Source organism: Pseudonocardia sp. NPDC046786 (assembly GCF_040645415.1).
Lineage (GTDB): Bacteria > Actinomycetota > Actinomycetes > Mycobacteriales > Pseudonocardiaceae > Pseudonocardia > Pseudonocardia kongjuensis.
In genome coordinates, this window is sequence record NZ_JBEYYF010000012.1 from 161,072 (window position 1) to 185,081 (window position 24,010).

At 74.3% G+C, this 24,010-nt stretch carries 22 protein-coding genes and 1 pseudogene; 13 read left to right on the forward strand and 10 right to left on the reverse strand.

Annotated features, from left to right (window positions below):
- Positions 1 to 55 precede the first annotated feature (55 nt).
- From egtB to ABZ881_RS17090, 4 genes are read left to right on the forward strand one after another with little or no spacing between them, the layout of a single operon-like run.
- Entirely contained in the window at positions 56 to 1,354 is a 1,299-nt protein-coding gene (egtB, locus tag ABZ881_RS17075) for an ergothioneine biosynthesis protein EgtB (RefSeq protein WP_358485562.1), read from the forward strand.
- Positions 1,355 to 1,356: 2 nt separating this feature from the next.
- Complete coding sequence (gene egtC, locus ABZ881_RS17080; protein WP_358485502.1) at positions 1,357 to 2,118, forward strand: ergothioneine biosynthesis protein EgtC; 762 nt, start codon at positions 1,357 to 1,359, stop codon at positions 2,116 to 2,118.
- A gap of 17 nt (positions 2,119 to 2,135) precedes the next feature.
- Positions 2,136 to 3,125: an L-histidine N(alpha)-methyltransferase gene (gene egtD, locus ABZ881_RS17085; protein WP_358485504.1), complete on the forward strand. Its 990-nt coding sequence runs from the start codon at positions 2,136 to 2,138 to the stop codon at positions 3,123 to 3,125.
- A 36-nt stretch (positions 3,126 to 3,161) separates the two neighbouring features.
- Entirely contained in the window at positions 3,162 to 4,676 is a 1,515-nt protein-coding gene (locus ABZ881_RS17090) for a serine hydrolase domain-containing protein (RefSeq protein ID WP_358485506.1), read from the forward strand.
- A 31-nt stretch (positions 4,677 to 4,707) separates the two neighbouring features.
- Here ABZ881_RS17090 and ABZ881_RS17095 read toward each other — a convergent pair whose 3' ends face one another.
- A complete protein-coding gene (locus ABZ881_RS17095; RefSeq protein WP_358485563.1) occupies positions 4,708 to 5,886 on the reverse strand; it encodes a cytochrome P450 in 1,179 nt (392 codons plus the stop codon).
- 85 nt (positions 5,887 to 5,971) lie between these two features.
- Positions 5,972 to 6,898 (reverse strand): PDR/VanB family oxidoreductase, encoded by a 927-nt coding sequence (locus tag ABZ881_RS17100; protein ID WP_358485565.1) that lies wholly within the window; start codon positions 6,896 to 6,898, stop codon positions 5,972 to 5,974.
- A gap of 174 nt (positions 6,899 to 7,072) precedes the next feature.
- Here ABZ881_RS17100 and ABZ881_RS17105 point away from each other — a divergent pair, with 174 nt between their 5' ends.
- Positions 7,073 to 7,882, forward strand: coding sequence for an IclR family transcriptional regulator (locus tag ABZ881_RS17105; RefSeq protein WP_358485508.1), 810 nt, complete (start codon positions 7,073 to 7,075; stop codon positions 7,880 to 7,882).
- Here the strand turns inward: ABZ881_RS17105 and ABZ881_RS17110 are convergent.
- The gene (locus ABZ881_RS17110; RefSeq protein ID WP_358485510.1) at positions 7,833 to 9,497 is read right to left on the reverse strand and encodes a thiamine pyrophosphate-binding protein; all 1,665 of its coding nucleotides are present in this window, start codon (positions 9,495 to 9,497) and stop codon (positions 7,833 to 7,835) included. The genes ABZ881_RS17105 and ABZ881_RS17110 overlap by 50 nt on opposite strands.
- A gap of 116 nt (positions 9,498 to 9,613) precedes the next feature.
- Between ABZ881_RS17110 and ABZ881_RS17115 the strand changes: the two genes are divergently transcribed.
- The 5 genes from ABZ881_RS17115 to ABZ881_RS17135 all read left to right on the forward strand — a co-directional run bounded on the left by ABZ881_RS17115 (position 9,614) and on the right by ABZ881_RS17135 (position 13,921).
- Positions 9,614 to 10,381: an IclR family transcriptional regulator gene (locus tag ABZ881_RS17115; protein ID WP_358485511.1), complete on the forward strand. Its 768-nt coding sequence runs from the start codon at positions 9,614 to 9,616 to the stop codon at positions 10,379 to 10,381.
- A 144-nt stretch (positions 10,382 to 10,525) separates the two neighbouring features.
- Positions 10,526 to 11,488 carry an ABC transporter substrate-binding protein gene (locus ABZ881_RS17120; protein WP_358485513.1) on the forward strand — a complete coding sequence of 321 codons (963 nt, stop codon included), beginning with the start codon at positions 10,526 to 10,528 and terminating at the stop codon, positions 11,486 to 11,488.
- The gene (locus tag ABZ881_RS17125; RefSeq protein ID WP_358485515.1) at positions 11,485 to 12,330 is read left to right on the forward strand and encodes an ABC transporter permease; all 846 of its coding nucleotides are present in this window, start codon (positions 11,485 to 11,487) and stop codon (positions 12,328 to 12,330) included. The genes ABZ881_RS17120 and ABZ881_RS17125 overlap by 4 nt, the downstream gene beginning before the upstream one ends.
- Positions 12,327 to 13,106 carry an ABC transporter permease subunit gene (locus tag ABZ881_RS17130; protein ID WP_358485517.1) on the forward strand — a complete coding sequence of 260 codons (780 nt, stop codon included), beginning with the start codon at positions 12,327 to 12,329 and terminating at the stop codon, positions 13,104 to 13,106. Before ABZ881_RS17125 ends, ABZ881_RS17130 begins: the two co-directional genes overlap by 4 nt.
- Before the next feature lie 2 nt (positions 13,107 to 13,108).
- Positions 13,109 to 13,921, forward strand: coding sequence for an ABC transporter ATP-binding protein (locus tag ABZ881_RS17135; protein WP_358485518.1), 813 nt, complete (start codon positions 13,109 to 13,111; stop codon positions 13,919 to 13,921).
- Positions 13,922 to 13,942: 21 nt separating this feature from the next.
- On the opposite strand, the gene ABZ881_RS17140 is transcribed toward ABZ881_RS17135, so the two are convergent.
- From ABZ881_RS17140 to ABZ881_RS17150, 3 genes and pseudogenes are all read right to left on the reverse strand, one after another.
- Entirely contained in the window at positions 13,943 to 14,650 is a 708-nt protein-coding gene (locus ABZ881_RS17140) for a CoA pyrophosphatase (RefSeq protein ID WP_358485520.1), read from the reverse strand.
- Positions 14,651 to 14,685: 35 nt separating this feature from the next.
- A complete protein-coding gene (locus ABZ881_RS17145) occupies positions 14,686 to 15,072 on the reverse strand; it encodes a VOC family protein (RefSeq protein ID WP_358485521.1) in 387 nt (128 codons plus the stop codon).
- A 241-nt stretch (positions 15,073 to 15,313) separates the two neighbouring features.
- A pseudogene (locus tag ABZ881_RS17150) lies at positions 15,314 to 15,450 on the reverse strand (glutamate decarboxylase); the annotation flags it as partial.
- On the opposite strand from ABZ881_RS17150, the gene ABZ881_RS17155 reads away from it, so the two are divergent.
- Positions 15,428 to 16,501 carry an oxygenase MpaB family protein gene (locus ABZ881_RS17155; RefSeq protein WP_358485523.1) on the forward strand — a complete coding sequence of 358 codons (1,074 nt, stop codon included), beginning with the start codon at positions 15,428 to 15,430 and terminating at the stop codon, positions 16,499 to 16,501. The pseudogene ABZ881_RS17150 and the gene ABZ881_RS17155 overlap by 23 nt on opposite strands.
- Before the next feature lie 14 nt (positions 16,502 to 16,515).
- On the forward strand, positions 16,516 to 17,694 hold the full coding sequence (locus tag ABZ881_RS17160; RefSeq protein WP_358485524.1) for an acyl-CoA dehydrogenase family protein: 1,179 nt from the start codon (positions 16,516 to 16,518) through the stop codon (positions 17,692 to 17,694).
- A 13-nt stretch (positions 17,695 to 17,707) separates the two neighbouring features.
- Here the strand turns inward: ABZ881_RS17160 and ABZ881_RS17165 are convergent, their stop codons facing one another.
- A complete protein-coding gene (locus ABZ881_RS17165; protein ID WP_358485567.1) occupies positions 17,708 to 19,087 on the reverse strand; it encodes an acyl-CoA synthetase in 1,380 nt (459 codons plus the stop codon).
- A gap of 67 nt (positions 19,088 to 19,154) precedes the next feature.
- Complete coding sequence (locus tag ABZ881_RS17170) at positions 19,155 to 20,471, reverse strand: SLC13 family permease (RefSeq protein WP_358485526.1); 1,317 nt, start codon at positions 20,469 to 20,471, stop codon at positions 19,155 to 19,157.
- Between the two features lie 111 nt (positions 20,472 to 20,582).
- Here ABZ881_RS17170 and ABZ881_RS17175 point away from each other — a divergent pair, with 111 nt between their 5' ends.
- Positions 20,583 to 21,335, forward strand: coding sequence for an IclR family transcriptional regulator (locus ABZ881_RS17175; RefSeq protein ID WP_358485527.1), 753 nt, complete (start codon positions 20,583 to 20,585; stop codon positions 21,333 to 21,335).
- A gap of 61 nt (positions 21,336 to 21,396) precedes the next feature.
- Here the strand turns inward: ABZ881_RS17175 and ABZ881_RS17180 are convergent, their stop codons facing one another.
- A complete protein-coding gene (locus ABZ881_RS17180; RefSeq protein WP_358485529.1) occupies positions 21,397 to 22,959 on the reverse strand; it encodes a hypothetical protein in 1,563 nt (520 codons plus the stop codon).
- Positions 22,947 to 24,008 carry a hypothetical protein gene (locus ABZ881_RS17185; protein WP_358485531.1) on the reverse strand — a complete coding sequence of 354 codons (1,062 nt, stop codon included), beginning with the start codon at positions 24,006 to 24,008 and terminating at the stop codon, positions 22,947 to 22,949. Before ABZ881_RS17185 ends, ABZ881_RS17180 begins: the two co-directional genes overlap by 13 nt.
- Between the last annotated feature and the right edge of the window lie 2 nt (positions 24,009 to 24,010).

Sequence of the window (24,010 nt, forward strand, 5' to 3'; positions counted from 1 at the left end):
GCGGGCCCGGCCCGCACACGTCACCGGTCCCGCCGGGCCGGGGGAGACCCCCGAACTGCTCCGCGAGCGGGTGGCCGCGCTGCTGGGCCGGTCCCGTGAGCGCAGCACCCGGCTCACCGATCTCGACGACGGCGAGCTGCAAGCACAGCACTCCCCGCTGATGTCGCCGCTGGTCTGGGACCTCGCGCACATCGGCTCCCAGGAGGAGCTCTGGCTGGTCCGCGACGTCGGCGGCCGGGAACCGCTGCGCCCCGAGATCGACGGCCTCTACGACGCCTTCCAGCACTCCCGCTCGTCCCGGGTGGAACTGCCGCTGCTGACCCCGGCCGAGGCCCGCCGGTACGTCGACGAGGTCCGGGACAAGGCGCTCGACGCGCTGCACCGCAGCCCGCTGCGCGGCCGGCCGCTGGAACACGACGGCTTCGCCTTCGGGATGATCGTCGCGCACGAGCAGCAGCACGACGAGACGATGCTCGCCACCCACCAGCTCCGGGCCGGCGCCCCGGTGCTCGACGCCCCGCCGCCGCCGCGCCCGGCCGCGCCGGTCGACGACACCGCCGAGGTGGCCGTCCCGGCAGGCCCGTTCGAGATGGGCACCTCGGCCGAGCCGTGGGCGCTGGACAACGAGCGGCCGGCGCACACCGTCGACCTGCCCGCCTTCGTGATCGACGCCTATCCGGTCACCAACGGCCGCTACACCGCGTTCGTCGACGCCGGCGGCTACGACGACCCGCGCTGGTGGACCGACGCCGGCTGGGCGCACCGGATCGCCGAGGACCTCACCGCGCCCCGGTTCTGGTCCCGGGACGCCGACGGCACGTGGTGGCGGCGCCGGTTCGGGGTCGTCGAGCCGGTTCCGGCCGACGAGCCGGTCGTGCACGTGACCTTCCACGAGGCGGAGGCGTTCGCCCGGTGGGCCGGCAAGCGGCTGCCGACCGAGGCCGAGTGGGAGAAGGCCGCCCGGTACGACCCGGCGACCGGCCGGTCGCGGCGCTTCCCGTGGGGCGACGACGGGCCGACCGACGCGCACGCCAACCTGGGCCAGCGGCACCTGCGGCCGGCCCCGGCCGGGGCGTACCCGGCGGGCGCCTCGGCGCTGGGCGTGCACCAGCTGCTCGGCGACGTCTGGGAGTGGTGCGACTCGGGCTGGCACCCGTACCCCGGGTTCCGGATGTTCCCGTACCCGGAGTACTCCGAGGTGTTCTTCGGCGGCGACTACGCGGTGCTGCGCGGCGGCTCGTTCGGCACCGATCCGTCCGCGATCCGGGCCACCTTCCGCAATTGGGACCACCCGGTGCGCCGCCAGATCTTCTCCGGGTTCCGGCTCGCCCGCGACGCCGGCCCCGATCTCTGACGGTGTGCAGGCACCTGGCGTACCTGGGTCCGCCGCGCACCCTGGCGGAGATCCTGCTGGAACCGGAGCACGGGCTGCTCCGGCAGTCCTACGCGCCGGCCGACATGCGCGGCGGCGGCACGATCAACGCCGACGGCTTCGGTGCGGGCTGGTACCCGGCGGGTTCCGCCGGCCCGGCCCGGGTCCGATCCGCCCGCCCGCTGTGGGCGGACACCTCGTTCGCCGCGCTGGCCGGGGCGACCAGCACCGGTGCCGCGCTGGCGGCGGTCCGGTCGGCCACCGTCGGCATGCCCGTGGTGGAGACGGCCGCCGCGCCGTTCACCGATGGCCGCTGGCTGTTCAGCCACAACGGCGTCGTCCGGGACTGGCCGGGTTCGCTGGCCGGTGCCGCCGCCCGGCTGCCGGTGACCGACCTGATGACCCTGGACGCGCCGACCGACTCGGCGGTGCTGTGGGCGCTGGTCCGGGCCCGGCTGCGGGCCGGGGACGATCCGGCCGACGTGCTCGCCGGCACCTGCGCGGCCGTCGACCGGGACGCGCCGGGTTCGCGGCTGAACCTGCTGCTCACCGACGGCGCCACGATCTGGGCGACGGCCTGGCGGCACGCGCTGGCCGTGCTCGGCCACGACGGCGCGACCACGGTCGCGTCCGAGCCCACCCACGAGTTCCCCGACTGGACACAGGTGCCCGACCGGCACCTGGTGGTGGCCCGGCCCGGGCACCACGACCTGTACCCGCTGACCGGGCCACGAGCCCGCGGGTGACCGACAAGAGGAGCAGTGTGTCCACTCCCGGACTGATCCAGCTCGACGTCCACCTCACCGACGCCGACGCCGACGCCGCGCTGCGCGCCGACGTGGCCCGCGGCCTGACCGCGCAGCCCAAGGAGCTGCCGCCGAAGTGGTTCTACGACGCCCGCGGCTCCGAGCTGTTCGAGAAGATCACCGAGCTGCCGGAGTACTACCCGTTCCGCACCGAACGGGCGCTGCTCACCGACTCGGTCGCCGACATCGCCCGGTCCTCGGGGGCGGACACCGTCGTTGAGCTCGGATCGGGGTCCTCGACGAAGACCCGGTTGCTGCTGGACGCATTCGCCGCGGCCGGGACGCTGCGCCGCTACGTGCCCCAGGACGTCAGCGAGTCGGCGCTGCGCGGCGCCGTCGACGAGCTGCACCGGGACTACCCGTCGCTGGCGCTGCACGGCGTCGTCGGGGACTTCACCCGCGACCTCGACCGGCTGCCCGGCGCCGACCCCGGCGGTAAGCGCATGATCGCGTTCCTGGGCGGGACCATCGGGAACCTGCTGCCCGGGCCGCGGCACGAGTTCCTGACCCATGTGCGCGGCGTCCTGGCGCCCGGCGAGCAGCTGCTGCTCGGCACCGGCCTGGCCACCGACCCTACGGTGATGGTGCCCGCCTACGACGACGCGGCCGGGATCACCGCCGAGTTCAACCGCAACGTGCTCTACGTGCTGAACCGCGAGCTGGGCGCGAACTTCGAGGTCGACTCCTTCGAGCACGTCGCGCTGTGGGACGCCACCAACGAATGGATCGAGATGCGGCTGCGCGCCTCCCGGGACATGCACGTCCGGGTGCGCGCACTGGACCTGGACGTGCGCTTCCTGGCGGGGGAGGAGATGGCCACCGAGATCTCCGCCAAGTTCCGCACCGAGGTCGTCGACGAGTTCGTCACGGCGGCCGGCTTCGAGCCGACCCGGCGCTGGATCGACCCGGACCGGCGGTTCGCGCTGAGCCTGCTCACCGCCATCTGACTTGGCTCAGACGTAATTACGGAATAACGTAGGGGCATGGTCGTCGCCGGTCACCCGTCCCCGCCCGCCGTCCGCACCCGGCGGACGCTCGCCGCCGCGGTGGCCGGAGCACTGGTCGCCGGGCTGCTCGGCTGGCTGCTCGCGCCGGCGCCGAGCACGCCCGGCCCGCAGACCACCGGCGATCCGGCGCTGGCCGAGCGGCTGCGGACCGAGGCGGGGACCGGCCGGTACGGGCTGGTCGCCGCCGTCGTCCGGGACGGGTGGGTCACCGTCGCCGGGATCGGCGACGACGGCCGCGGCGAGCCGATCGGCGCGGCCACCCCGTTCGAGATCGGTTCGGTGACCAAGACCGTCACCGGGGCGGTGCTCGCCGAGCTGGAGCGGCGCGGCGAGCTGCGGTCCGACGAGCGGGTCCGGGATCTGCTGCCCGGCCACCCGTGGCGGCCCGGCGGCGCGGGCGACGTCACGCTCGCCGAGCTCGCGACCCACCACGCCGGGCTGCCGCGGACCCCGGGCGGGCTCGCCGAGTTCGCCCGCGGCGCCGTCGGCGCGAACCCCTACGGCAACGACGTCGCGGACATCCTCGCCGCCGCCGACCGGGCCGAGCTGTCCGGTCGCGGCGAGCACCACTACTCCAACCTGGGCAGCGCGCTGCTCGGCCACGCGCTCGCCGAACGGGCCGGGACGCCGTACCCGCAGCTCATCGACGAGATCGTCGCAGGCCCGCTCGGCATGACCGGGACCGCGGTGCTCGACGCACCGCCGCCCGGCGCGGCCCGCTCGCACGATCTCGCCGGCCGCCCGCAACCGGTCTGGCGCGGCGCGGGCGACGCGCCCGCCGGCATCGGCGTGTGGTCCACCGTCGACGACCTGGTCCGCTACGCCGCCGCGACCGGCGACCCGGCCTCGCCGGTGGCACTCGCCGCGCGGCCGCGCGCCGACTCCGATCTCGGCCGGATCGGCTACGGCTGGGAGATCCTCGACGCCGACGGGCGCACCCTGCTGTGGAAGAACGGCGGGGTCTCCGGCACCTGGACGACCGTGCTCACCGAGCCGGCGACCGGCGACGCGGTCGTGGTGTTCGGCAACTCCGGGCGCCCGGTGGATGCGCTCGCCGTGCGACTGCTCGAGGCTCCCTCGCCGTTCCCCGGCTCCGGCGGTGGCACTGCGGGGCTCGTCCGGGACGGGCTCCCGATCGTCGTCGGCACGCTGTTTCCGCTGGTCGGCGGCCTGACCACGCTGTTCGGTGCGCTCGGCGGCCGGCCCGGGCGCCGGGGCCGGGTGAACCGGGTCGAGTTCGCCGGCACCGCGGGGAGCGGGCTGTTCTTCCTGGCCATCGCCTCCATGAGCGGCGGGGTGTCCTGGTGGCTGGTCGCGCCCTGGATGCTCGGCTGCCTGGCCTTCGGCGCGGGCCTCGGGGTAGCGGTGGCGCACTGGCCCGGGTGGGACGGCGCCGGTGGCGCGGCCCGCTGGGCGAACGCGGTGATCGGGCTGGTCCTGGGCCTGGCCGCGGCGGGCACGCTGGCGGTGGTCGGGCTGGGCGCGATCTGACGCGTTCCCGATCCGGCCCGGCCCGCCCGCCTCACCGCTGGATGCGCAGCGGCATCGACTCCCAGGCCCGCAGGGTGTTGTTGTGGTGGCGCACGGTCGGGCCGGCGAGCTCGATGCCGCGTACCCGCGACGCCAGCGCGGTGAGCAGCGCCTCCGCCTCCAGCCGGGCGACGTGCTGGCCGACGCACTGGTGCAGGCCCATCCCGAACCCGACGTGCCCGGACGGGTCGCGGGACAGGTCGAACACGTCCGGGTCGGTCCAGCGGCGCGGGTCCCGGTTGGCGGACCCGAGGAACATCAGGATCTTCCTGCCCTCCGGGATCACGTGGTCGCCGACCCGGACGTCGGTGGTCGCGGTCCGGAAGAAGGTCTGCACCGGCGACTCCCAGCGGATCGCCTCGTCGAAGGCGACCCGGGCGAGCGAGGGCCGCTCGCGCAGCCGCTCCCACTGCCCGGGAGCGGTGGCGAACGCGTGGAGCACGGCGGACAGCGCGTGCACGGTGGTGTCGACGCCCGCGGAGAGCAGCGAGCGGACGAGCAGCGGGGCCTGCTCGTGGGTGATCTCGCCGCGGTCGGCGGCGGCCCAGATCCGGGCGCCGAAGCCGTCCTCGCTGAGCGCGTCGCGGCCGCACTGGGCGTTCACCCAGGCCGCCAGCTCGCCGGCCTGCGGCGCCGCCGCGGCGACCAGGTCGTTGTGCGGGCCGAACGCGTTGAACAGGAAGTCGCCGTAGGGCAGCAGGTTCTCCCGGCCGTCCTTCCCGATCCCGACGGCGTCCGGGAACACCCGCAGCGGGAACGCCTCGGCCAGCGAGCGGACCCCGTCGAACTCGTCGCCGTCGGCCAGCACCTCGTCGAGGAGCGCCTCGGCGTCGGCCAGCCAGCCCGCGCGCAGCCGGCGCAGCGCGCGCGGGCCGAGCACCGTGCTCAGCACCCGGCGGGGCGCGTCGTGCCGCGGCGGGTCGGCCTCCAACAGCAGGCTCGGCGGTCGCCACGGCTTCTCGTAGCGGAAGTTGGACAGCCCCACCCCGGCCGAGGACTGGAATCCCTGCCAGTCCACCAGCGCGGCGTGCACCTGCTCGTAGCGGGCGAACGCGTACACGTCGTACCGGGTCAGGTGCACCACCGGGCCGGCGTCGCGCAGCGCGGTGTGCAGCGGGATCGGGTCCTCCAGCACGTCGTGCGAGAACGGGTCGGTGTCGTCGGTGGGCAGCACGGCACCCCCGGGGACGCCGGGGGTGCCGGTCGGTGTACTGGTCGGTGTGCTGGTCACAGCGGTTCCTCCGCGGTTCGGGAGATCAGAGATCGAGCACGAGCCGGTCGCTGCGGGAGCGGGACACGCAGATGAACATGCAGTCGCCGGCCTCCCGCTCGTGATCGGTGAGCAGTGCGTCGCGGTGGTCCGGGTCGCCGGAGAGGACCTCGGTCTCGCAGGTGCCGCAGACCCCGCGGCGGCAGGACGACAGCACCTCCACCCCGACCTCGGCGACCGCGTCGAGCACGGTCCGGTCCGGGGCGACCCGCACCGTCACGCCGGTGCGGGCCAGCTCGATCTCGAACGGTGTGCGACGGGCGGGGGCGGCCGGTTCCGCGCTGACGAAGCGCTCGGTGTGCAGGGTGTGTTCCGGCCAGTCCGCGCAGGCGGTCTCGGTCGCGGCGAGCAGCGGCGCCGGGCCGCAGGCGTACACCCGCACCCCGGGGCGCGGCGTCCCGAGGAAGCCGGGCAGGTCGAGCAGCCCGGTCTCGTCCTGCGGGGCGACGACGACCCGGTCGCCGTAGCCGGCCAGCTCGTCCAGGAACGCCATCGAGCTGCGGCTCCGGCCGCCGTAGAGCAGCCGCCAGTCGGCGTCGAGCAGATCGGCCTGCACGACCATCGGCAGCAGCGGGGTGATCCCGATCCCGCCTGCCACGAACAGGTACTGCTCGGAGGGCACCAGCGGGAAGTTGTTCCGCGGCCCGCCGACGCCGATCTCGTCGCCCACCGCGAGCTCGTCGTGCACGGCGGCCGAACCGCCGCGGCCGTCCGGCTCGCGCAGCACCGCCACCCGGTAGCGGTGCGGGTCCCAGCGGTCCCCGCACAGCGAGTACTGCCGGGTCATGCCGTTCTGCAGCTGCAGGTCGATGTGCGCGCCGGGCGCCCAGTCCCGCAACCGCCGCCCGGCGGGCGGGACCAGCTCCAGCTCCACCACGCCGTCGGCCCGCGGACGCTTCGCCGCGACCCGCAGGGTGGTGGCCTCCGCGTCGCTCCGCGCTGCCGGCCCGGCCGATCCGGCCGATCCGGTCTCGAACACCTGGGTATCGCTCACCCGACCTCCTCGTCGTCGTCATCAGGTTCCGCCGACAACCGGCCGCCGGAGTAGCAACTTCTCAATGGACGAGAGAGCTGGCAGGATCGCGCCGTGTCCAGAGCCGCCACCGGGGAGTCGTCGCTGGCCCGCGCGGTGCGGGTGATCGCGGCCTTCACCCCCGACGAGCCGGAGCTGCGGGTCTCCGAGATCGCCCGCCGCAGCGGGCTGCACGTGGCGACCGCGTCCCGGCTGGTGGCCGAGCTGGTCACGCACGGCCTGCTGGAGCGCGGGCCGCACCGCGAGGTGCGGGTCGGCGTCCGGCTGTGGGAGCTGGCGGCCCGGGCGTCACCGACCATGTCGCTGCGCGACGCCGCGCTGCCCTACCTGGAGGACGTGCACGCCGTCGTCGTCCAGCACACCCAGCTCGGTGTGCTGGACGGTACCGACGTGCTGTTCGTCGAACGGCTCTCCGCGCGGGACGCGATCATCAACTACAGCCGGATCGCCGGCCGGATCCCGCTGCACCTCTCGTCGTCCGGGCAGGTGCTGCTCGCGCACGCACCGCGCGAGCTGCAGGACCGGGTGCTCGCCGGGACGCTGGAGCGCTGCACGGCGCGCAGCGTGGCCACCCCGGAGGCATTGCGCGAGTCGCTGGCCACGATCCGGCGGACCGGGTACGCCGTGCTGCCCGGCCACCTGCACCCGGACGCGGCCGGGGTCGCCGTCCCGGTCCGGGGCGCGCTGAACGAGGTGGTCGCCGCGCTGTCGGTGATCGTCCCGAACGACGGCCACGCGCAGGCCCATGTGCCGGTCCTGCTGGCCGCCGCCCGGGGGATCGGGCGGACGCTGAGCGCCGGGCGGGCGGTGCCGGTCAGTGATCCTCGAACGAGTGCGCAAGCACCCAGCTGGGGAACGCGGTGATCTTCGCGTCGAGCACCAGCGGGCGGTCCCGCGGGCCTGCCAGCCAATCGGTCACGGCCGCGGTCACGTCCGGCACCGAGCGCACCACGGCGGCGTCGCAGCCGAAGCCGCGGGCGATCGCCGCGAGATCGGTGTCCGGGAACTCGACCAGGTCCGTCGGGTGCCCGGAGGGGCCGAAGTGCTGGACCTCCGCGCCGTAGGCGGCGTCGTCGTAGACCAGGACGACCAGCGGCAACCGGGCGCGGACGGCGGTGTCCAGCTCGACCAGGCTCATCATGAAGCCGCCGTCGCCGACCGCGGCGACGGTCACCCGGTCCGGCCGCGCGACGGCGGCCCCGATCCCGGCGGCCAGCCCGAGGCCGATCGACTGGAAGGCCAGCGGCATCACGAAGCCGTCCTGCACGACGTCGAGGAACATGCTCGGGTAGCCGACGAAGTTGCCGCCGTCCACGGCGAGCGTCCGGTCGGCCGGCAGCAGGTCGTCCAGCGCGATCGTCACGGTCCGCGGGTCGATCAGCGCACCGCCGCCGTCGCCGGGCGTGCCGGTGTCGGCGTAGGGCACGTCGCGCCAGCGGCCGCCGGCGATCCGGGCCTTCAGCTCGGGGGTGCGCTGCGCCGACGGTGGGCCGCCGCGCCGGGCCAGCTCGGTGAGCAGCGCGCGGGCGGTGCGCCCGGTGTCGCCGACCACCCCGAGATCGACGCCGCGGTGCACGCCGATCACCGCCGGGTCCCGGTCGACCTGGACGACGGTCGTCCCCGGCCCGGGCAGCGACCCGCCCCGGGTGGTCCACTGGTTCAGCGAGGCGCCGAACGACACCAGCAGATCGGCCCCGCCGAGCAGCTCGGCCGCGGTCGGCGTGGCGAACCCGCCGGACACGTCGACGCTCCACGGGTTGCCCGCGAACAACCCGCGGGCCACCGCGGAGGTGGTGAGCAGCGCACCGGTGGCGTCGGCCAGCTCCTCGATCGGGCCGCGCGCGTTCCGCGCGCCGCGCCCGCCGAGCAGCACCGGCCGCCGGGCGCCGGCGAGCAGATCGGCGAGCCGGGTGACCGCCTCGGCCGAGGGCTCCGACTCGACCAGCACCTCGGGCGGCCCGGGCGCGGCCGCGGCCGGCGGGCACGGCGCGTCCTGCACGTCCAGCGGGAGCTGGAGTACCACCGTGTTCCCGTCCCGGGCCCGCCGGTAGGCGCGCACCGCCTCCTGCACCGCGGTGGCCGGCGTCGTGACCGTCTCCACGACGGCGCCCGCCGCGCGCAGCAGGGCGGTCTGGTCCAGCACGAAGTTGCTCGTGACGTCGGGCAGCGCGGTCGCGCCGGTGAGCACCAGCAGCGGGGTCCGGCTCTTCGCCGCCTCGACGATCCCGGTGACCGCGTTGGTCAGCCCCGGGCCCTGGTGCACCGAGACCACGGCCGGTCTGCCGGTGACCCGCGAGTGCGCGTCGGCCATCACCGTCGCGCCGGCCTCGTGCCGCGCGGCGACGAAGCTCGCACCCCCGGCGACCAGCGCGTTCGTCACGTGGAAGTTGCCGCTCCCGACCACCCCGAACACGTCGGTCACGCCGAGTTCCGCCAGCCTGCGCCCGATCGCCCCGGCCACCTGCTCGTCCGATCCCACCTGGTCACTCCCCGCCTCGTCGACCGTTCGCCGTTCCCCGGCGATGGTGCGTGGCGGGCCACCGGCCCGAACAGCGGAGTTTCATTCGACGGGAGTGCCCGTGTCAGAATCCCGGCGTGTCACGCACTCCGACGGGGGAGTCGGTGCTCGCCCGCGCCGTCCGGATCTTCGAGGCCTTCTCGCCGGGCGAGACGACGCTGAGCGTCTCGGAGATCTCCCGGCGGGCCGGGCTGCACATCTCGACGACGTCCCGGCTGGTCGCCGAGCTGACCGGGCACGGCCTGCTCTCCCGCGGCCCGGGGCGGACCGTGCAGATTGGCCTGCGGCTGTGGGAGCTGGGTCTGCGGGCGTCGCCGACGCTGACCCTGCGCCAGGTCGCGCTGCCGTTCCTCAAGGACCTCACGCACCTGGTCGGCCATCACGCGCAGCTCAGCGTGCTGGAGGGGATGGACATCCTGTTCCTGGAGCGGCTCTCCGCCCCGGGCGCGGTGGTCAATCTGTCCCGGGTGGCCGGCCGGATGCCCGCCACCGCGACCGCCCCCGGCGTCCTGCTGCTCGCGCACGCCGATCCGGAACGCCAGGAGGAGGCGCTCGCCGGGCCGCTGCCGACCTACACCCGCCGGACGATCGGCGATCCGGACCGGCTGCGGTCCGCGCTCGCCGAGGCCCGCCGCAACGGCTTCGTCACCTCGCCCGGCTGGGTCGAGCACGTCGCCTGCGGTCTCGCCGTGCCGGTGCGCGAGGCCGACGGCTCACCGGTCGCCGCGCTGTCGGTGATCGTGCCCAACGACGACCGGGTCTTCGGCTTCCTCCCCGCGTTGCGCGCCGTCGCGATGGAGATCGGGCTCGTCCTGCGGCGCGCGCACGCCGAACCCGACACGTGAGACAACTCAGTATCAATCTCATTGATTGAAAGTTCTGTGTCGACCGCGGAGCCGAGTCGACCATGCTCCCCGGCACCACCACGGACGGCCGGGCGCACTCCGCCGGCGCCGTCCCGACGACGACGTCGAAAAGGGGACACGACCTTGCTTCACCGTCTCTCACGCCGCGGTCTTGGCGCCCTCGCGCTCACCGCGGCCACCGCGCTCGCGGTCTCCGCCTGCGGCACCGGAGGTTCCGGGACGGGCGGTGCCGACGACCCGGTCCGGATCGGCTACTTCCCGCTCGTGCACACCGCCTCGGTCGTCCACGCCGAGCAGAGCGGCGCCTTCGACGCCGAGGGCATGCAGGTCGAGCTGATGCAGACCGCCGGTGGCGCGCAGGCCATCCCGTCGCTGATGGCGGGGGAGTACGACATCACCTACGGCAACTACACCTCGGCGATCCTCGCCGCCCAGCAGGGCCTCCCGGTCCGGTTCGTGGCGGGCAACGACATCGGCAACACCGATCACGGCATCATGGTCGCCCAGGACTCGCCGATGCAGGAGGCGGCCGACCTGGCCGGCGGCTCGGTCGCGGTGAACAACCTGGAGAACATCGGCACCGTCGGCGTGCAGACCCACCTGGAGGGCGTCGGCGTCGATCCGGCGAGCATCCGGTTCGTCGAGCTGCCGCTGCCGGACATGCAGGCCGCGCTGGACCGCGGCGACGTCGACGCGATCTGGCAGGTCGAGCCGTTCCGGGCGAGCGCGCTGGCCGGCGGCGCCCGCGAGCTGTTCCCGCTGTTCTCCGGCGCGTCCGCGGACATGCCGGTGGCCGGCTGGCTGACCACCGAGCAGTACGCCCAGGAGAACCCGGAGGCGATCGCGAGCTTCCGCCGGGCCCTGACCGCGTCCGCCGAGGCGCTGCACGACGATCGGGACACCCTGGTCGAGCTCGTCCCGACCTACACCCAGGTGCCCGCCGAGGTCGTCGCCGAGATCGAGATGCCCCGCTTCGAGATCGAGCTCGACACCGACCAGGTGCAGCGGATCGCCGATCTGATGCACCGCTTCCAGATCATCGACGCGCCGTTCGACGCGGCCTCGATGGTGCTGCCGCAGTCGTGACCAGCTCGGTCACCGGCCTCTCGCCGCCCGGCACCGGGACGGCCGCGCCCGCGCCACCGCGCCGCCGGGGCCTGCGGATCGATCCGCTGCTCGGCCTCGTCGGCATCGCCGGTCTGGTCGCGGTCGCCGAGCTGCTCCCGAGGACCGGGCTGGTCGACTCCCGCTACCTGCCGCCGATCAGCGCGATGCTGGCCGAGCTCGGCAGGCAGGCGGCCGAGCCCGCGTTCTGGTCGGCGCTCGGATCGACCCTGCTCGGCTGGGGCACCGGCCTGGCCATCGCGCTGCTCGCCGGGACCGCCGTCGGCATCGTCATCGGGACCACCCCGATGCTGCGGGCGGTGACCGGCTCGACCATCGAGTTCCTGCGCCCGATCCCCTCGGTCGCGCTGATCCCGCTGGCCGTGCTGCTGTTCGGCACCGACATGCGGTCCACCCTGCTGCTCGTGGTGTACGCCGCGTTCTGGCAGGTGCTCGTCCAGGTGCTCTACGGCGTCGCCGACGTCGACCCGGTCGCCCGGGAGACCGCCCGGTCCTACCGGTTCCGGCCCTGGACCCGGGTCCGCACCGTGGTCTGGCCGACCGCGCTGCCCTACGTGATGACCGGCTTCCGGCTGGCGGCCGCGGTCGCCCTGATCCTGGAGGTCACCGGCGAGCTGATCATCGGCTCGCCCGGCCTGGGCCGCGAGATCGCGGTGGCGCAGAGCTCCGGCGCCGTCGAGGTCATGTACGCGCTGGTGCTGGTCACCGGCGCGATCGGGGTGCTGGTCAATCTCGGCGCCCGGCTCGTCGAGCGGCGCGCGCTGCGCTGGCACCCGTCCGTCCGGCGGGAGGTGGCGGCATGACCGGCGCACTGCGCTCCACGCTGCGGGTGCTGGGCCTGCCGCTCGTCCTGGTCGCGATCTGGTGGATCGCGACCGCGAACAGCAGCAGCTTCTACTGGCCCTCGCTGCAGTCCATCCTCACCGCGTTCCCCGGCACCTGGTTCGACGGCCGGTTCGCCCAGGACGTGCTGCCCAGCCTGGGCAGGCTGCTCGTGGGCTACACGCTCGCGCTGGTGATCGGCATCGGCGCCGGGATCGCGATCGGCTCGTTCCGGCGGCTGCGGCTGCTGCTCGAACCGGCGCTGGAGTTCTTCCGCGCGCTGCCGCCGCCGATCCTGGTGCCGATCATCATCCTGTTCGCCGGCATCGGCGACGGGATGAAGATCGTCGTCATCGTGTCCGGCGCGCTGTGGCCGGTGCTGCTCAACACCGTCGAGGGTGTGCGCGGGGTCGACGAGGTGCAGCGCGACACCGCCCGGGTGTACCGGCTGCGCCCGCTCACCCGGCTGCGCCGGCTGATCCTGCCCGCGGCGAGCCCGCAGATCGCGGCCGGTGCACGGCAGTCGCTGTCCATCGCCATCATCCTGATGGTCATCTCCGAGATGTTCGCGGCCAGCAACGGCCTCGGCTTCACCATCGTGCAGTTCCAGCGGCAGTTCGCGATCCCCGAGATGTGGAGCGGGATCATCCTGCTCGGCCTGATCGGGGTGCTGCTGTCGATGATCTTCCGTCTCGTCGAGTCCCGCGCGCTCGCGTGGTACGACGGGGCGCGCCGGGCCGACCGGGAGAAGGGCTGAGCATGACCTCCACGACCTCCGCAGCACAGCTGACCGAGCCGATCCTGGCCGTGCACGGGCTGCGCAAGATCTACTACGGGGCCGGCCGGGAGACCGAGGCGATCCGGGACCTGACCTTCGACATCGCACCGGGGGAGCTGCTCTGCATCGTCGGCCCCTCCGGCGCGGGCAAGACGACGCTGCTCAAGTGCATCGCCGGGCTGCTCGGCGCCACCTCCGGCGACGTCCTGCTGGAGGGCACCCGGGTCACCGAGCCGCCGCCCGGGATGGCCGTGGTGTTCCAGGAGTACGGACGCAGCCTGTTCCCCTGGCTGACCGTCCGGCAGAACGTGGACCTCCCGCTCCGCGAGAAGGGTCTCCCGAAGGCGGAGCGGACCCGGTTGGTCGACACCTCGCTGGAGGCTGTCGGGCTCGGCGCGGCGGGGGAGAAGCATCCCTACGAGCTGTCCGGTGGCATGCAGCAGCGGGTCGCGATCGCCCGCGCGATCGCCTACGAGCCGCGGCTGCTGATCATGGACGAGCCGTTCGCCGCGGTCGATGCACAGACCCGGGCCGAGCTGGAGGACCTGGTCCGTGACCTCTGGAAGCGGCTCGGCGTCACCGTGCTGTTCGTGACCCACGACATCGACGAGGCCGTCTACCTCGGCCAGCGGGTGCTGGTGCTCTCGCACGCGCCGACGGTCGTGCTGGCCGACGTGCCGGTCGACCTGCCCGCCGAGCGCGACCAGCTGACCACCCGGGGTGCGTCCCGCTTCGCGGAGCTGCGCGGGCAGGTGTACGAGTTGGTGCAGCAGGCGAAGCAGGGCCGCCGCTGAGCGGCCCTGGCCCGGCCGCGGCTACAGGTCCTCCCGGTCCCGCTCGGGACCGGACGGCCAGTCGCGGTGCCAGCCGCCCAGCCGCAGCACCGCGTCGAGCACCTCGCCGGTGTAGCCCCACACGACGTCGTCACCGACCTGGAACGCCGGACCCCGCCAGGCGCCGCCCCCGGCCCGCATCCGGAACCGGTGTGCGGGCTCGGCGAGGGTGCGCAGCGGGACCTGCAGCACCGCCTCGGTCTCGGCCGGATCGGCGGTGGTCAGCGTGCTGCGGGCGGTCCAGTGCCCGAGCACGGCGGTGACGTGGAACCCGGTCAGCAGTACCAGCCGCGGGAACGTCGCGACGACGTCCACACCGGACGGATCGAGGCCGGTCTCCTCGCGTGCCTCGCGCAGCGCGGTGGCGACCGGGTCGTGATCGCCGTCGTCGCGGCGACCGCCCGGGAAGCAGACCTCGCCGGAGTGGTGGCGCAGCCGGCGGGCCCGCCGCTCCAGGACGACCTCGGGCCCGTCCGGCCCGTCGGACAGCAGCACCAGCACCGCGGACTGGCGGGCCGCGATCCCGTCGGGCGCCAGGTCGTTGGCACTGATGTCGTCGGGCCCGGCCGAGTCCAGCCCGCGCAGCAGCGGGTGCATCCAGCCGGGCGCCCGGTCCGGGTGGACGCGGGTGGCGTCCAGCCAGCGGCGGGCTCGGGCGATCGCGGGATCGGTCGCGCAGGAGGAGCTCACCCCACCAGCATGCCCTGCGGATCACGGCCGAGGCCTCAGACGTACGGGCTGGTGATCATCTCCAAGAAGTGCCCGGCCGGGTCGCGGAAGTAGACCCCGCGCCCGCCGTGCCCGTGGTTGATCTCGCCGGGCCGCCGCATCCGTGGATCGGCCCAGTGCTCGACGCCGTCGGCGACCAGCCGGGCGTACGCCCGGTCGAACAGCGCGTCGTCGACCAGGAAGGCGTAGTGCTGCGGCTGGATCTGCCCGAACGCGTCGGCCGGCAGGTCGGCGAACTGGATCAGCACGCCGCCGTCCAGCGCGAGGTTGGTGAACGGCCCCCAGGACGGGGCGTCCGCCGCCTCGAACACGCGACGGAAGAAGGCCGCCGACTCCGCGCGGTCCCGGGCGGCGACGATGGTGTGGTTGAACGTGCAGGGCATGGCTCTCCTCACGAGGTGGGTGCGGGCACCACGGGGAGACGTGAAGGAGCGTTGCGCCCGCGGGCCCGTGCGGGTGACCGACGCGTGGCGTCGGCGGGGTTTCGTGCTCCTTCCGCTGGGCCCGTCGGGGGCGCACCCGGCACGCTAGCAGCGGCTCAGGCCGGTGACGAGCGCGTTCCGTGTGCGAACCCGGCCCCGTCGGCGCCGCGCACCGGCGCGGACTGGCGGCGCACCCGCTCCAGCACCGCTGCTCCAGATCGGCGGTGCGCGGGTACTCGTCCTTGTCGATCATGTTCTTGTCGAGCGACTCGGCCATCAGCCGCTCCGCCTGCGGCTCGGCCAGGTGGTGACGAAGGTGGCGAGATCGAGCCGCGCGTTGCACCGGGCACGCGCGAAGCTGGACCCTGGAACGCTGCACCGCGAGCAGGAGGCCGGTGCACCGGTCGACCAGCTCCGCGCGCGGGAGCACCAGGTCGCCGGCCGGCCAGCTGCCGAGCACCCGGGCGAGACCGCCCACGGCGAACGAGGCGACCAGTTCGTCCGGATCGGGCTGCCGGCGGGCGAACAGCGTCACGAACAGCCGCGCCGACTCCTCGTGCCGGGCCGCGAGGTCCGGTCCGAACAGCACCCGCCCCCGGCGGGGATCCTCGGCCAACGTCCCGACGATCGCGGCCACGCCGGCGCGCACCCGGTCGCGCGCGGCGGGACCGGGTGCGTCGACGGCCGCCGAGGCGGCCCCGGCGATCCCGTGGACCACCTCGTCGTGGACGGCGGCGGCGAGCGCGTCGCGGTCGGCGAAGCTCTCGTAGAAGTAGCGCCCGGCCAGCCCGGCGGCCCGGCAGGCTCCGCGGACCGTGAGCTCCGCGCCGGGCGTGCCGAGCAGGTCGAGCCCGGCCTCCACCAGCCGGGCCCGCCGGTCCGCCCGGCGCCGGTCCCCGTCGAGGCCGCCGTAGACCGGGCGTTCGAGGACACCTGGGGGCTGCTCACCGGCCGGCCGGGAACCTGGCTGCCCGATCACGTCTACCGCGAGTGCGTGGTGCTCGGCAGCACGCTGCAGGTGCGCCCCGAGCAGTGGCCGGCCCATCGCGCAGCGTTCGAGGAGTACTGGACCGCCGGGCTGGCGCAGGTGCCGATCGACGACGAGATGCGCTGCCACTTCGGACGACTGCTGGACCGCGAGTACCTCGGCCGGCCCGGCCGGATCGGCCGCGAACGCAGCCGCTGGCTCACCACCGGGTTCCTGCACGAGCCGTTCCGGAGCATGCTGGACCTGCCGTGGTCCGATGCCGACCGGCGCGAGTTCGAGAGTCGCCTGCGCCGCACCGGCGACCGGTTGTTCCGGCTCCCGCCGACGCTGCGCCGGTTGCCCTACAACGCCTTCCTGGCCGATCTCCGGCTGCGTCGCCGGATCGGCCGCCCGCTGGTCTGAGAGGAACCGCCACGATGGACTTCACGCTCCCCGACACCGCGCAGGCCGTGCAGGAGGGGGTGCGCGCGATCGGAGCGCGCTACGACCACGCCTACTGGTCCCGGCTGGAGGAGGAGCACCGGTTCCCCTGGGAGGCGTGGCGCGATCTCGCCGACGGCGGCTGGCTGGGCCTGACCGTCCCCGAGGAGTACGGCGGCGGCGGGCAGGGGATGCTGGAGCTGGCCGTCGCCTGCGAGACGCTGGCCGCGTCCGGCGGCACCGGCGGGATCTTCCTCTACATCCTGACCCCCGGCTTCGGCGCGACCACGCTGACCCGGCACGGCACCGAGGAGCAGAAGCGGGCGCTGCTGCCCGGGCTGGCGGCCGGCGAGGTGCAGTTCTGCCTGGGCCTCACCGAGCCCGACGCCGGCAGCGACGCGCTGTCGATCCGCACCCGCGCCGTGCGCGACGGCGACGACTTCGTGCGCGACGGGCAGAAGATCTGGATCTCCGGCCTGGAGAACGCCGACTGGATGATCGCGGTGACCCGCACCGTCCCGGCCGGTGACGCCCGGCCCCGCACCTCGGGGTTCACGCTCTTCCTGGTCGACGTGAGGGAGGCCGCGGAGGCAGGCACCCTGCGCTGGACGCCGATCCCGAAGATGGGCTCGAACGTGGTGACCTCCAGCCAGGTCTTCCTCGACGGCGTCCGGGTGCCCGCGGACAACGTGATCGGCGAGGTCGGCCGGGGCTTCGCGGTGCTGTGGGACGTGCTCAACCCGGAGCGGATCCTGGCCGCCGCGGGCGGGGTCGGCACCGCCGACGCCGCGCTGGACGTCGCCGTCCGCTACGCCACCGAGCGGCAGGTCTTCGGCCGCCCGATCGGCGCCAACCAGGGCATCCAGTTCCCGCTGGCGCAGATCAAGGCGAAGACCGAGCTGGGCAGGCTGATGACCTACAAGGCCGCCTGGCTGTTCGACAACGACCTGCCCTGCCACGCCGAGACCAACATCGCGAAGCTGACCGGCGCGCAGGTCGGCTGGGAGGCGGCCGAGCGGGCGTTCCAGACCTTCGGCGGGATGGCCTACTCGAAGGAGTACCCGGTGGAGCGGCTGTTCCGGGACGCCCGGATCGCCCGCAACATCCCGGTGGCCGAGGAGCTGGTGCTCGCCCACATCGGCACCCAGGTCCTCGGCCTCCCGCGCAGCTACTGAGCCGGCACCGCGCTCATCCGCCCAGCAGCTTCTTCTGGACCTTGCCCATCGGGTTGCGCGGCAGCGCCTCGACGAACACCACCTCGCGCGGGCGCTTGTGCCAGGACAGCTGGGAGGCGACGTGGTCGATCAGCGCCTGGCCGGGGCCCTCGCCGACGACGTAGGCGACGATCTTCTGCCCGAGGTCCGGATCGGCCGCCCCGACGACCGCACACTCGGCGACGGCCGGGTGGTCCATCAGCACCGCCTCGATCTCGCCGGAGCCGATCCGGTAGCCGCCGGACTTGATCAGGTCGGTCGACTCCCGGCCGACGATCCGGTGGAACCCGCCCGCGTCGCGGACGGCGAGATCGCCGGTGCGGAACCAGCCGTCGCCGGCGCTGGTCTCGGCGTTCGCGTCCGGCCGGTTCAGGTAGCCGGAGAACAGCATCGGCCCGCGGACCTCGAGGCGGCCGACGGTCTCGCCGTCGTCCGGGACGGTGCTGCCCGCGTCGTCGTCGGCGGGCCGCAGCCTGGTCTCGGCGCCGGGGACCGGCAGGCCCACCCAGCCGGCCCGGCGCTCGCCGGCGGCGTGCGCGCTGAGCGTGATCATGGTCTCGGTCATGCCGTAGCGCTCGACCGGTGCCTGCCCGGTGAGCCCGGCGATCCGCTCGAACAGCGACGCCGGCAGCGGAGCGCTGCCCGACACCAGCAGCCGGGCGCCGCCGAGCGCCCGCGCCGACGCCGGGTCCTCGACGATCCGGTTCCACACCGTCGGCACGCCGAAGTACATCGACGCGCCCGCCGCGGCGTACCGGGCGGGCTGCGGCTTCACCGTGTGCACCACCCGCGAGCCCAGCCGCAGCGAGCCGAGCACGCCGAGGATCAGCCCGTGCACGTGGAACAGCGGCAGGCCGTGCGCGACCGTGTCGTCCGGGGTCCAGTCCCAGACCTCGATCAGGCCGTCCAGCCCGGCGGCGATCGCCCGGCCGGAGAGCTGCGCGCCCTTCGGCGCACCCGTCGTCCCGGAGGTGTAGAGCAGCATCGCGGTCGCCTCGGGATCGGTCTCGCGCGGCGACACCGCGCCGCCGCCCGGGACGACCACCGGGAGATCGACCCCGTCCGGCCGCGCGCCCGACCAGGACGTGGCGCCCGAGTCGCGCAGCACGTGCCGCAGCTCGGCGGGCCCGGAGTCCGGCGGGACCGGCACCACCGGCACCCCGGCGAGCAGGCAGCCGGTGATCGCGACGACGGTGGCCGTCGACGCCGTCGCGTGCACCGCGACCGGGCCGTCGTCCGGGATGCCGGCGGCGAACCGGCCGGCCCGGTCGACCAGCTCGGCCCGGGACAGCGTCTCCTCGCCGACGGTGACGGCGCGCTCGAGGTCCTCGGCGGCGGTGAGTGAGGTGAGCAGCAACGATCTCTCCGGTTCCGTACGGTCTGGGTAGGTCACTGGAAGGCCCAGTTACTGGCAGGCCCTGTCACTGGAAGGCCATCGCGGGCAGCACCAGCGTGCCGACCAGCACGACCGGGCCGATCACGACCATGGACAGGCCCCAGCGGGTGAGCAGGGCGGTCATCCGCGGCCGCTCGTCGGGATCGACGGTGGTCGCCACCAGGGTCGCACCCACCGTGGAGAACGGCGAGACGTCCACGATGGACGAGCACACGCCGAGCGCACAGATCAGCGCCCAGCCCGCGACGCCGCCCTGCTCGATCAGCGGGATGGCCAGCGGGACGAGCGCGGCGAGGATGCCGGTGGTGGACGCGAACGCCGAGACCAGCCCGCCCACCGCGCAGATGACCAGGGCGGCGAGCAGCGGGACGGTCATCATCGCGGCGAGGTCGCCGAGCAGGTCGACCGCGCCGATCTCCTGCAGCACGCCGACGTAGGTGATGATGCCGCCGACCAGCAGCACCGTCGACCAGTCGATCTCGCGCAGCGCCCCGCGCCCGTTGTCCGGGTCGATCAGGGTGAGCGCGGCGCCGAAGGCGAAGGCGAGCACGCCGACGTCCGGGTTGTTGCCGAGGATCGCGAGCACGACGACGGCCGCGATCAGTCCGAGCATGGCGACCACGGTGACCAGGTGGATGGTCTCGAACGGCTCGCGGGCGGGCCGCTCCTCGCCGGCCTCCGGCTCGTCCCCGCCGCCGGTGGTAACAGCGCCCCCGGCGGTGCTCACGGTGCTCATGGCGGTGCGGGCGCGGCTGCGCGAGCCGAACATCAGGTACGCGGCGGCCAGCAGGACCAGGTTCACGATGACGGCGACCGCGAACAGGGTGAGCGGGTTCAGCGCGATCCCGGCGGTGTTGGCGGTGCCCCAGGTGACGATGCCGAACAGCGAGGTCGGTGCGAACGCCCCGGCCGAGAGCCCGGTGCCGATCGCCAGGCCCATCAGCATCGGGTCGATCCGGCGCCGGTGCGCCACGGACATGCCGATCGGGGCCATGACCAGGCCGCCCAGCGGGGAGCCCATCGCCGACACCGCCGCGGTGAGCAGGAAGAACGTCAGCGGCAGGGCGGCGGTGTTGCTGCCGACGAGGACCAGCGCCCGGTCGACGAGCCGGCCGATGGTGCCGTTGGCCTTGGCGATCCCGAAGAAGTAGGTCACGCCGACCAGCAGGATCAGGATGTCGATCGGGAAGCCGGCGACGATGTCGTCGAGCGCCAGCCCGGCGACGAGCAGGCCCATCCCGGCCGCCGCCGCGAACATGACGATGCCGATGTGTGAGCGCCGCAGCTCCGCGATGACGAACACCGCCACGAACGTCAGCAGCGCGATGATCTGCACCGCCATGGGGTTACCTCCGTTGGTAGCCTTGTCGATCGGTCCACCAGGTGGCACAGTGGTCTGCACAGTGGACCGTTGAGCCAGGACGGTATGTCGCTCGTTCGAGGGGGTCAAGGGATGGCGGCGACCAACAGCGTGGTCTCGGCGATCCGGGTGCTGGAGGCGGTGGGGGAGCAGCAACCGGTCGGATTGTCCGAGCTCGCACGGGGAGTGGGTCTCCCCAAGAGCACCGTGCAACGCACCCTGCTGACCCTGGCGGAGGTCGGCTGGTGCCGGGCCGACGAGACCTCGCGCTGGTCGCTGACCTACCGTGCGTTCGCCGTCGGGAACCAGGCCCGCGACTCGGGCGAGCTGCGCGAACGCGCGCTCCCGGTGCTGCACGAGCTGCAGCTGACCTCGGGGGAAACGGTGCACCTGGCCGCGCCCGACGGCCGCGAGCTGGTGCTGGTCGAGCGCCTGGACACCGCGCACCGGCTGCGCGCGTTCCTGCCGCTCGGGCACCGGATCCCGCTCAACGCCTCGGCCACCGGCCAGGCCTATCTCGCGGCGTGCACCGACGCCGTCGTCGAGGCGTACCTGTCCGGCGGCGAGCTGGCGCCGAGCACGCCGTGGACGGTCACCGACGCCAGCACCCTGCGGGCCCGGATCGCCGAGATCCGGGCCCGGGGCTGGTCGGTCAACCCGGAGGGGCTCAGCGAGGGGATCGCGGCGGTCGGTGCCGCGATCCTCGGTGCCGACGGCCGCCCGGCCGGGGCGCTGTCGGTGTCCGGGCCGACCGTCCGGATGACCGAGGCGGTGTTCGACGACCACGGCCGGGCCGCCGTCGACGCCGCCCGCCGGATCTCCCGCGAGCTGGGCGCCCGGATCTGAGCGACCCGCCGGCGCGCGGACCCGGGCCACCCGGGGCCGGCCGGTCCGGCGTGGCCCGGCGTCAGCCCGCGCGCTCGGCGGTCCACTGCACGTCGATCCCTGCGGCGCGGGCCCCGGCGGCGTCGAGGAACCGGACGTAACTGTTCTTCAGGGTGGCCCCGTCGTCGGCGAACACGCCGGTCCGGTGCGGGTAGAAGCCGACCGTCGGCTCCGTCCCGGGTGCGCAGGTGCGGATCGCGTTGTGCAGGTCGGCGTTGGACCGGCGCAGCGCGCGGATCACCCGGCGGGCGGCGCCGGTCCGGTCGGCGAGCTCGCAGCCGGGCGCGAGCTGCAGGGCCAGGTGCAGCCGCCGGTCGCCCGCGTCGTCCTCGTAGGACACCAGCCGGTGGTTCTCGACCGCGTCCAGGAGCTCCGGATCGGCGCTGACCGCGTCGCGCAGCCCGTCCGGCGGGACCACCGCGCCGTTGAAGTCCACCGAGGAGTCGCTGCGGCCGTACTGGAACAGCAGCGGCAGGTCGAGCAGCCGGGCGTCGAGCACCTCGCGCAGGCCGTGCCGGCGGAGCACCGGCAGCACGTCCCGCATCCGCGCCACGTGCCCGCGGTCGTGGATGTTGTAGCGGATCCGCGGGCTGAGGTTCTGCGGCCGGGTGAGGGTGATCAGCAGCTCGCCGTCGTCGCTGGTCTCGATCAGGTAGGCATAGGGGTTGAACTGGAAGATGTTCGGGAGCACGCCGTACTCGTCCTGGCGGGTCAGCTCCGCCGACAGCGCCGGATCGGCGGCGATCGCCCGGCGCAGCGCGATCGTGAACCCGGTCTCGGTGGCGATCGAGATCTCCAGGTCGCTCGCCCCGTAGGCGCCGATCACCGAGTGCGCGGTGCGCAGGATGCGGTCCCGCATGCCCTCGCTGATGCCCTCGCCGCCGAACGCGCAGACGATGTCGTAGGCGGACCAGTCGAGCCGGTCGTCGTCGAACAGCCCCTTCAGGAACGGCGGGTACCCGGTGATCACGTAGGTGAAGTCCGGGCCGAACTCGCGCATCGTGTTGATGATCTTGTCGGGGTCCGGCCCGACCGACTTGACGACGGCGACACCGGTCAGCGCCGCGGACACGTTCATCCCGGTCGCCCAGGCGCCCAGGGAGAAGGCGTTGATCACGAACGGCGGCGTGCGCAGCCCGGCGGCGGTGCGCTGGAACCCGACCCGCAGCAGCTCCCGGGAGGCGCGCCGCTCCACCGGGCCGCGCACCCAGCTGGTCGGCACCCCCGACGACCCGGACGACTCGTCGACGACGACGCCCCGGCGCGGGATCCGGCCGCGCAGGCAGCGGTCCGCGATGGAGTAGGGCCGGATGTAGGAGTCCTTGTCCGTCACCGGCAGCGCGGCGAACGCCGCGGCGGCCCGCCGCCGGTTCCGGGGGAGCCGCCGCGGCGCGCCGTGCGCGGCCAGGAAGCTCCGGTAGGCCGGGACCAGCCGGGCGCTGCGCTCGAAGGTGCGGTACGCCCGGCGCTCGCCGAGCCGCCTGCGCAGCGGCTCGAACCCCGGTGCCAGCAGCAGCCGGTGCGTGCCCGGCCGGCGGGCCAGCAGGTCGATCACGGTCTCCTGCAGCCAGGTCAGCGGTCCCACGACGTGCTCCCGTCCCGGTCTAGGAGCATCTCGGGCAGCTCGCGGCGCAGCGCGCGCGGTGGTTCCGCGCTGTGCCCGTAGCGGAAGAGCATCCAGGCCAGGTGCTCGCCGCCGGCCCCGTCCTCGACGATCCCGGCGGCGTCGGTGAAGGCGGCGTGCGAGCGCGGGTTGGTGATCACCGTGCCGAACGGGTGCAGGTACACGTCCGCCCGGGTGAAGGCCAGCCAGATCCGCAGGAACAGCCGGCCGGCCGCGACGTGGTCGAGCGGGGAGCCGAACGGGCCGGTGAGCCAGCCGAGCTCGCGTACCCCGCGCATCGTGTTCAGATAGATCCGGCGCAGCAGCGGCCCGGCCAGCGGCAGGTCCCACATCCCGCGGTGCCGCATCGCGAAGCCGAGCAGCGGGCCGGGCAGCAGCAGCGTGCGCGCGGACAATCCGTCGCGGGTGGCCTCGGCGCTGCGGTCCGAGGTACGGATCCAGGCCAGGATCTCGGCGTGCACGGCGTCGTTGCGCAGGTCGTCGAACAGCGTCTCCTGGTTGATCCGGACGATCCGGTCGACCAGCTCCGGCCGGGCGGTGTGGCCGAAGTCGTGCCCGGCCGCCGCGGCGAGCGCGCCGGCCTCGGCGAGCACCGCCGGATCGACCGGCAGGTTCCGGTAGGGCCGGCGCGAGGTGCGCCGCCGCCGGAACGCGGCCAGGTCGGCCTCCGCCCGCGGGGTGACCGCGGCCCGGCTCAGCTGCAGGGTGCCGAGCGGCTGATGGCGGGCGGCGGCGTCGAAGTCGAGCCCGTCGTCACGCAGCTCGGCGGCCACCGACCAGCCGTGCCCGGCGGCGACGGTCGCCAGCGACTCGACGTAGACGCCGGCGCACACCTGGCCGAACGGGATGCCGAAGTTCTCCGCGGGCAGCCCGCGTTCCAGGTCGTAGAGGAGCTCGGCACGGCCGGCGTCGAGCACCCGGACGACGATCGGCTGGGAGTTGTGCGGCGACGGGTAGGCGCGGGCCTCGTCGAGGAGGTGCCGCCACGGACCCGGGAGCGAGGTGGACATGC

Excerpts from the sequence above, each read along its gene's own strand:
- ABZ881_RS17130 (WP_358485517.1), top strand. The coding sequence starts at position 12,327 with ATGACCGGCGCACTGCGCTCCACGCTGCGGGTGCTGGGCCTGCCGCTC.
- ABZ881_RS17160 (WP_358485524.1), top strand. The coding sequence starts at position 16,516 with ATGGACTTCACGCTCCCCGACACCGCGCAGGCCGTGCAGGAGGGGGTG.
- ABZ881_RS17175 (WP_358485527.1), top strand. The coding sequence starts at position 20,583 with ATGGCGGCGACCAACAGCGTGGTCTCGGCGATCCGGGTGCTGGAGGCG.
- ABZ881_RS17135 (WP_358485518.1), top strand. The coding sequence starts at position 13,109 with ATGACCTCCACGACCTCCGCAGCACAGCTGACCGAGCCGATCCTGGCC.
- ABZ881_RS17145 (WP_358485521.1), bottom strand. The coding sequence starts at position 15,072 with ATGCCCTGCACGTTCAACCACACCATCGTCGCCGCCCGGGACCGCGCG.
- ABZ881_RS17185 (WP_358485531.1), bottom strand. The coding sequence starts at position 24,008 with ATGTCCACCTCGCTCCCGGGTCCGTGGCGGCACCTCCTCGACGAGGCC.
- ABZ881_RS17090 (WP_358485506.1), top strand. The coding sequence starts at position 3,162 with ATGGTCGTCGCCGGTCACCCGTCCCCGCCCGCCGTCCGCACCCGGCGG.
- ABZ881_RS17170 (WP_358485526.1), bottom strand. The coding sequence starts at position 20,471 with ATGGCGGTGCAGATCATCGCGCTGCTGACGTTCGTGGCGGTGTTCGTC.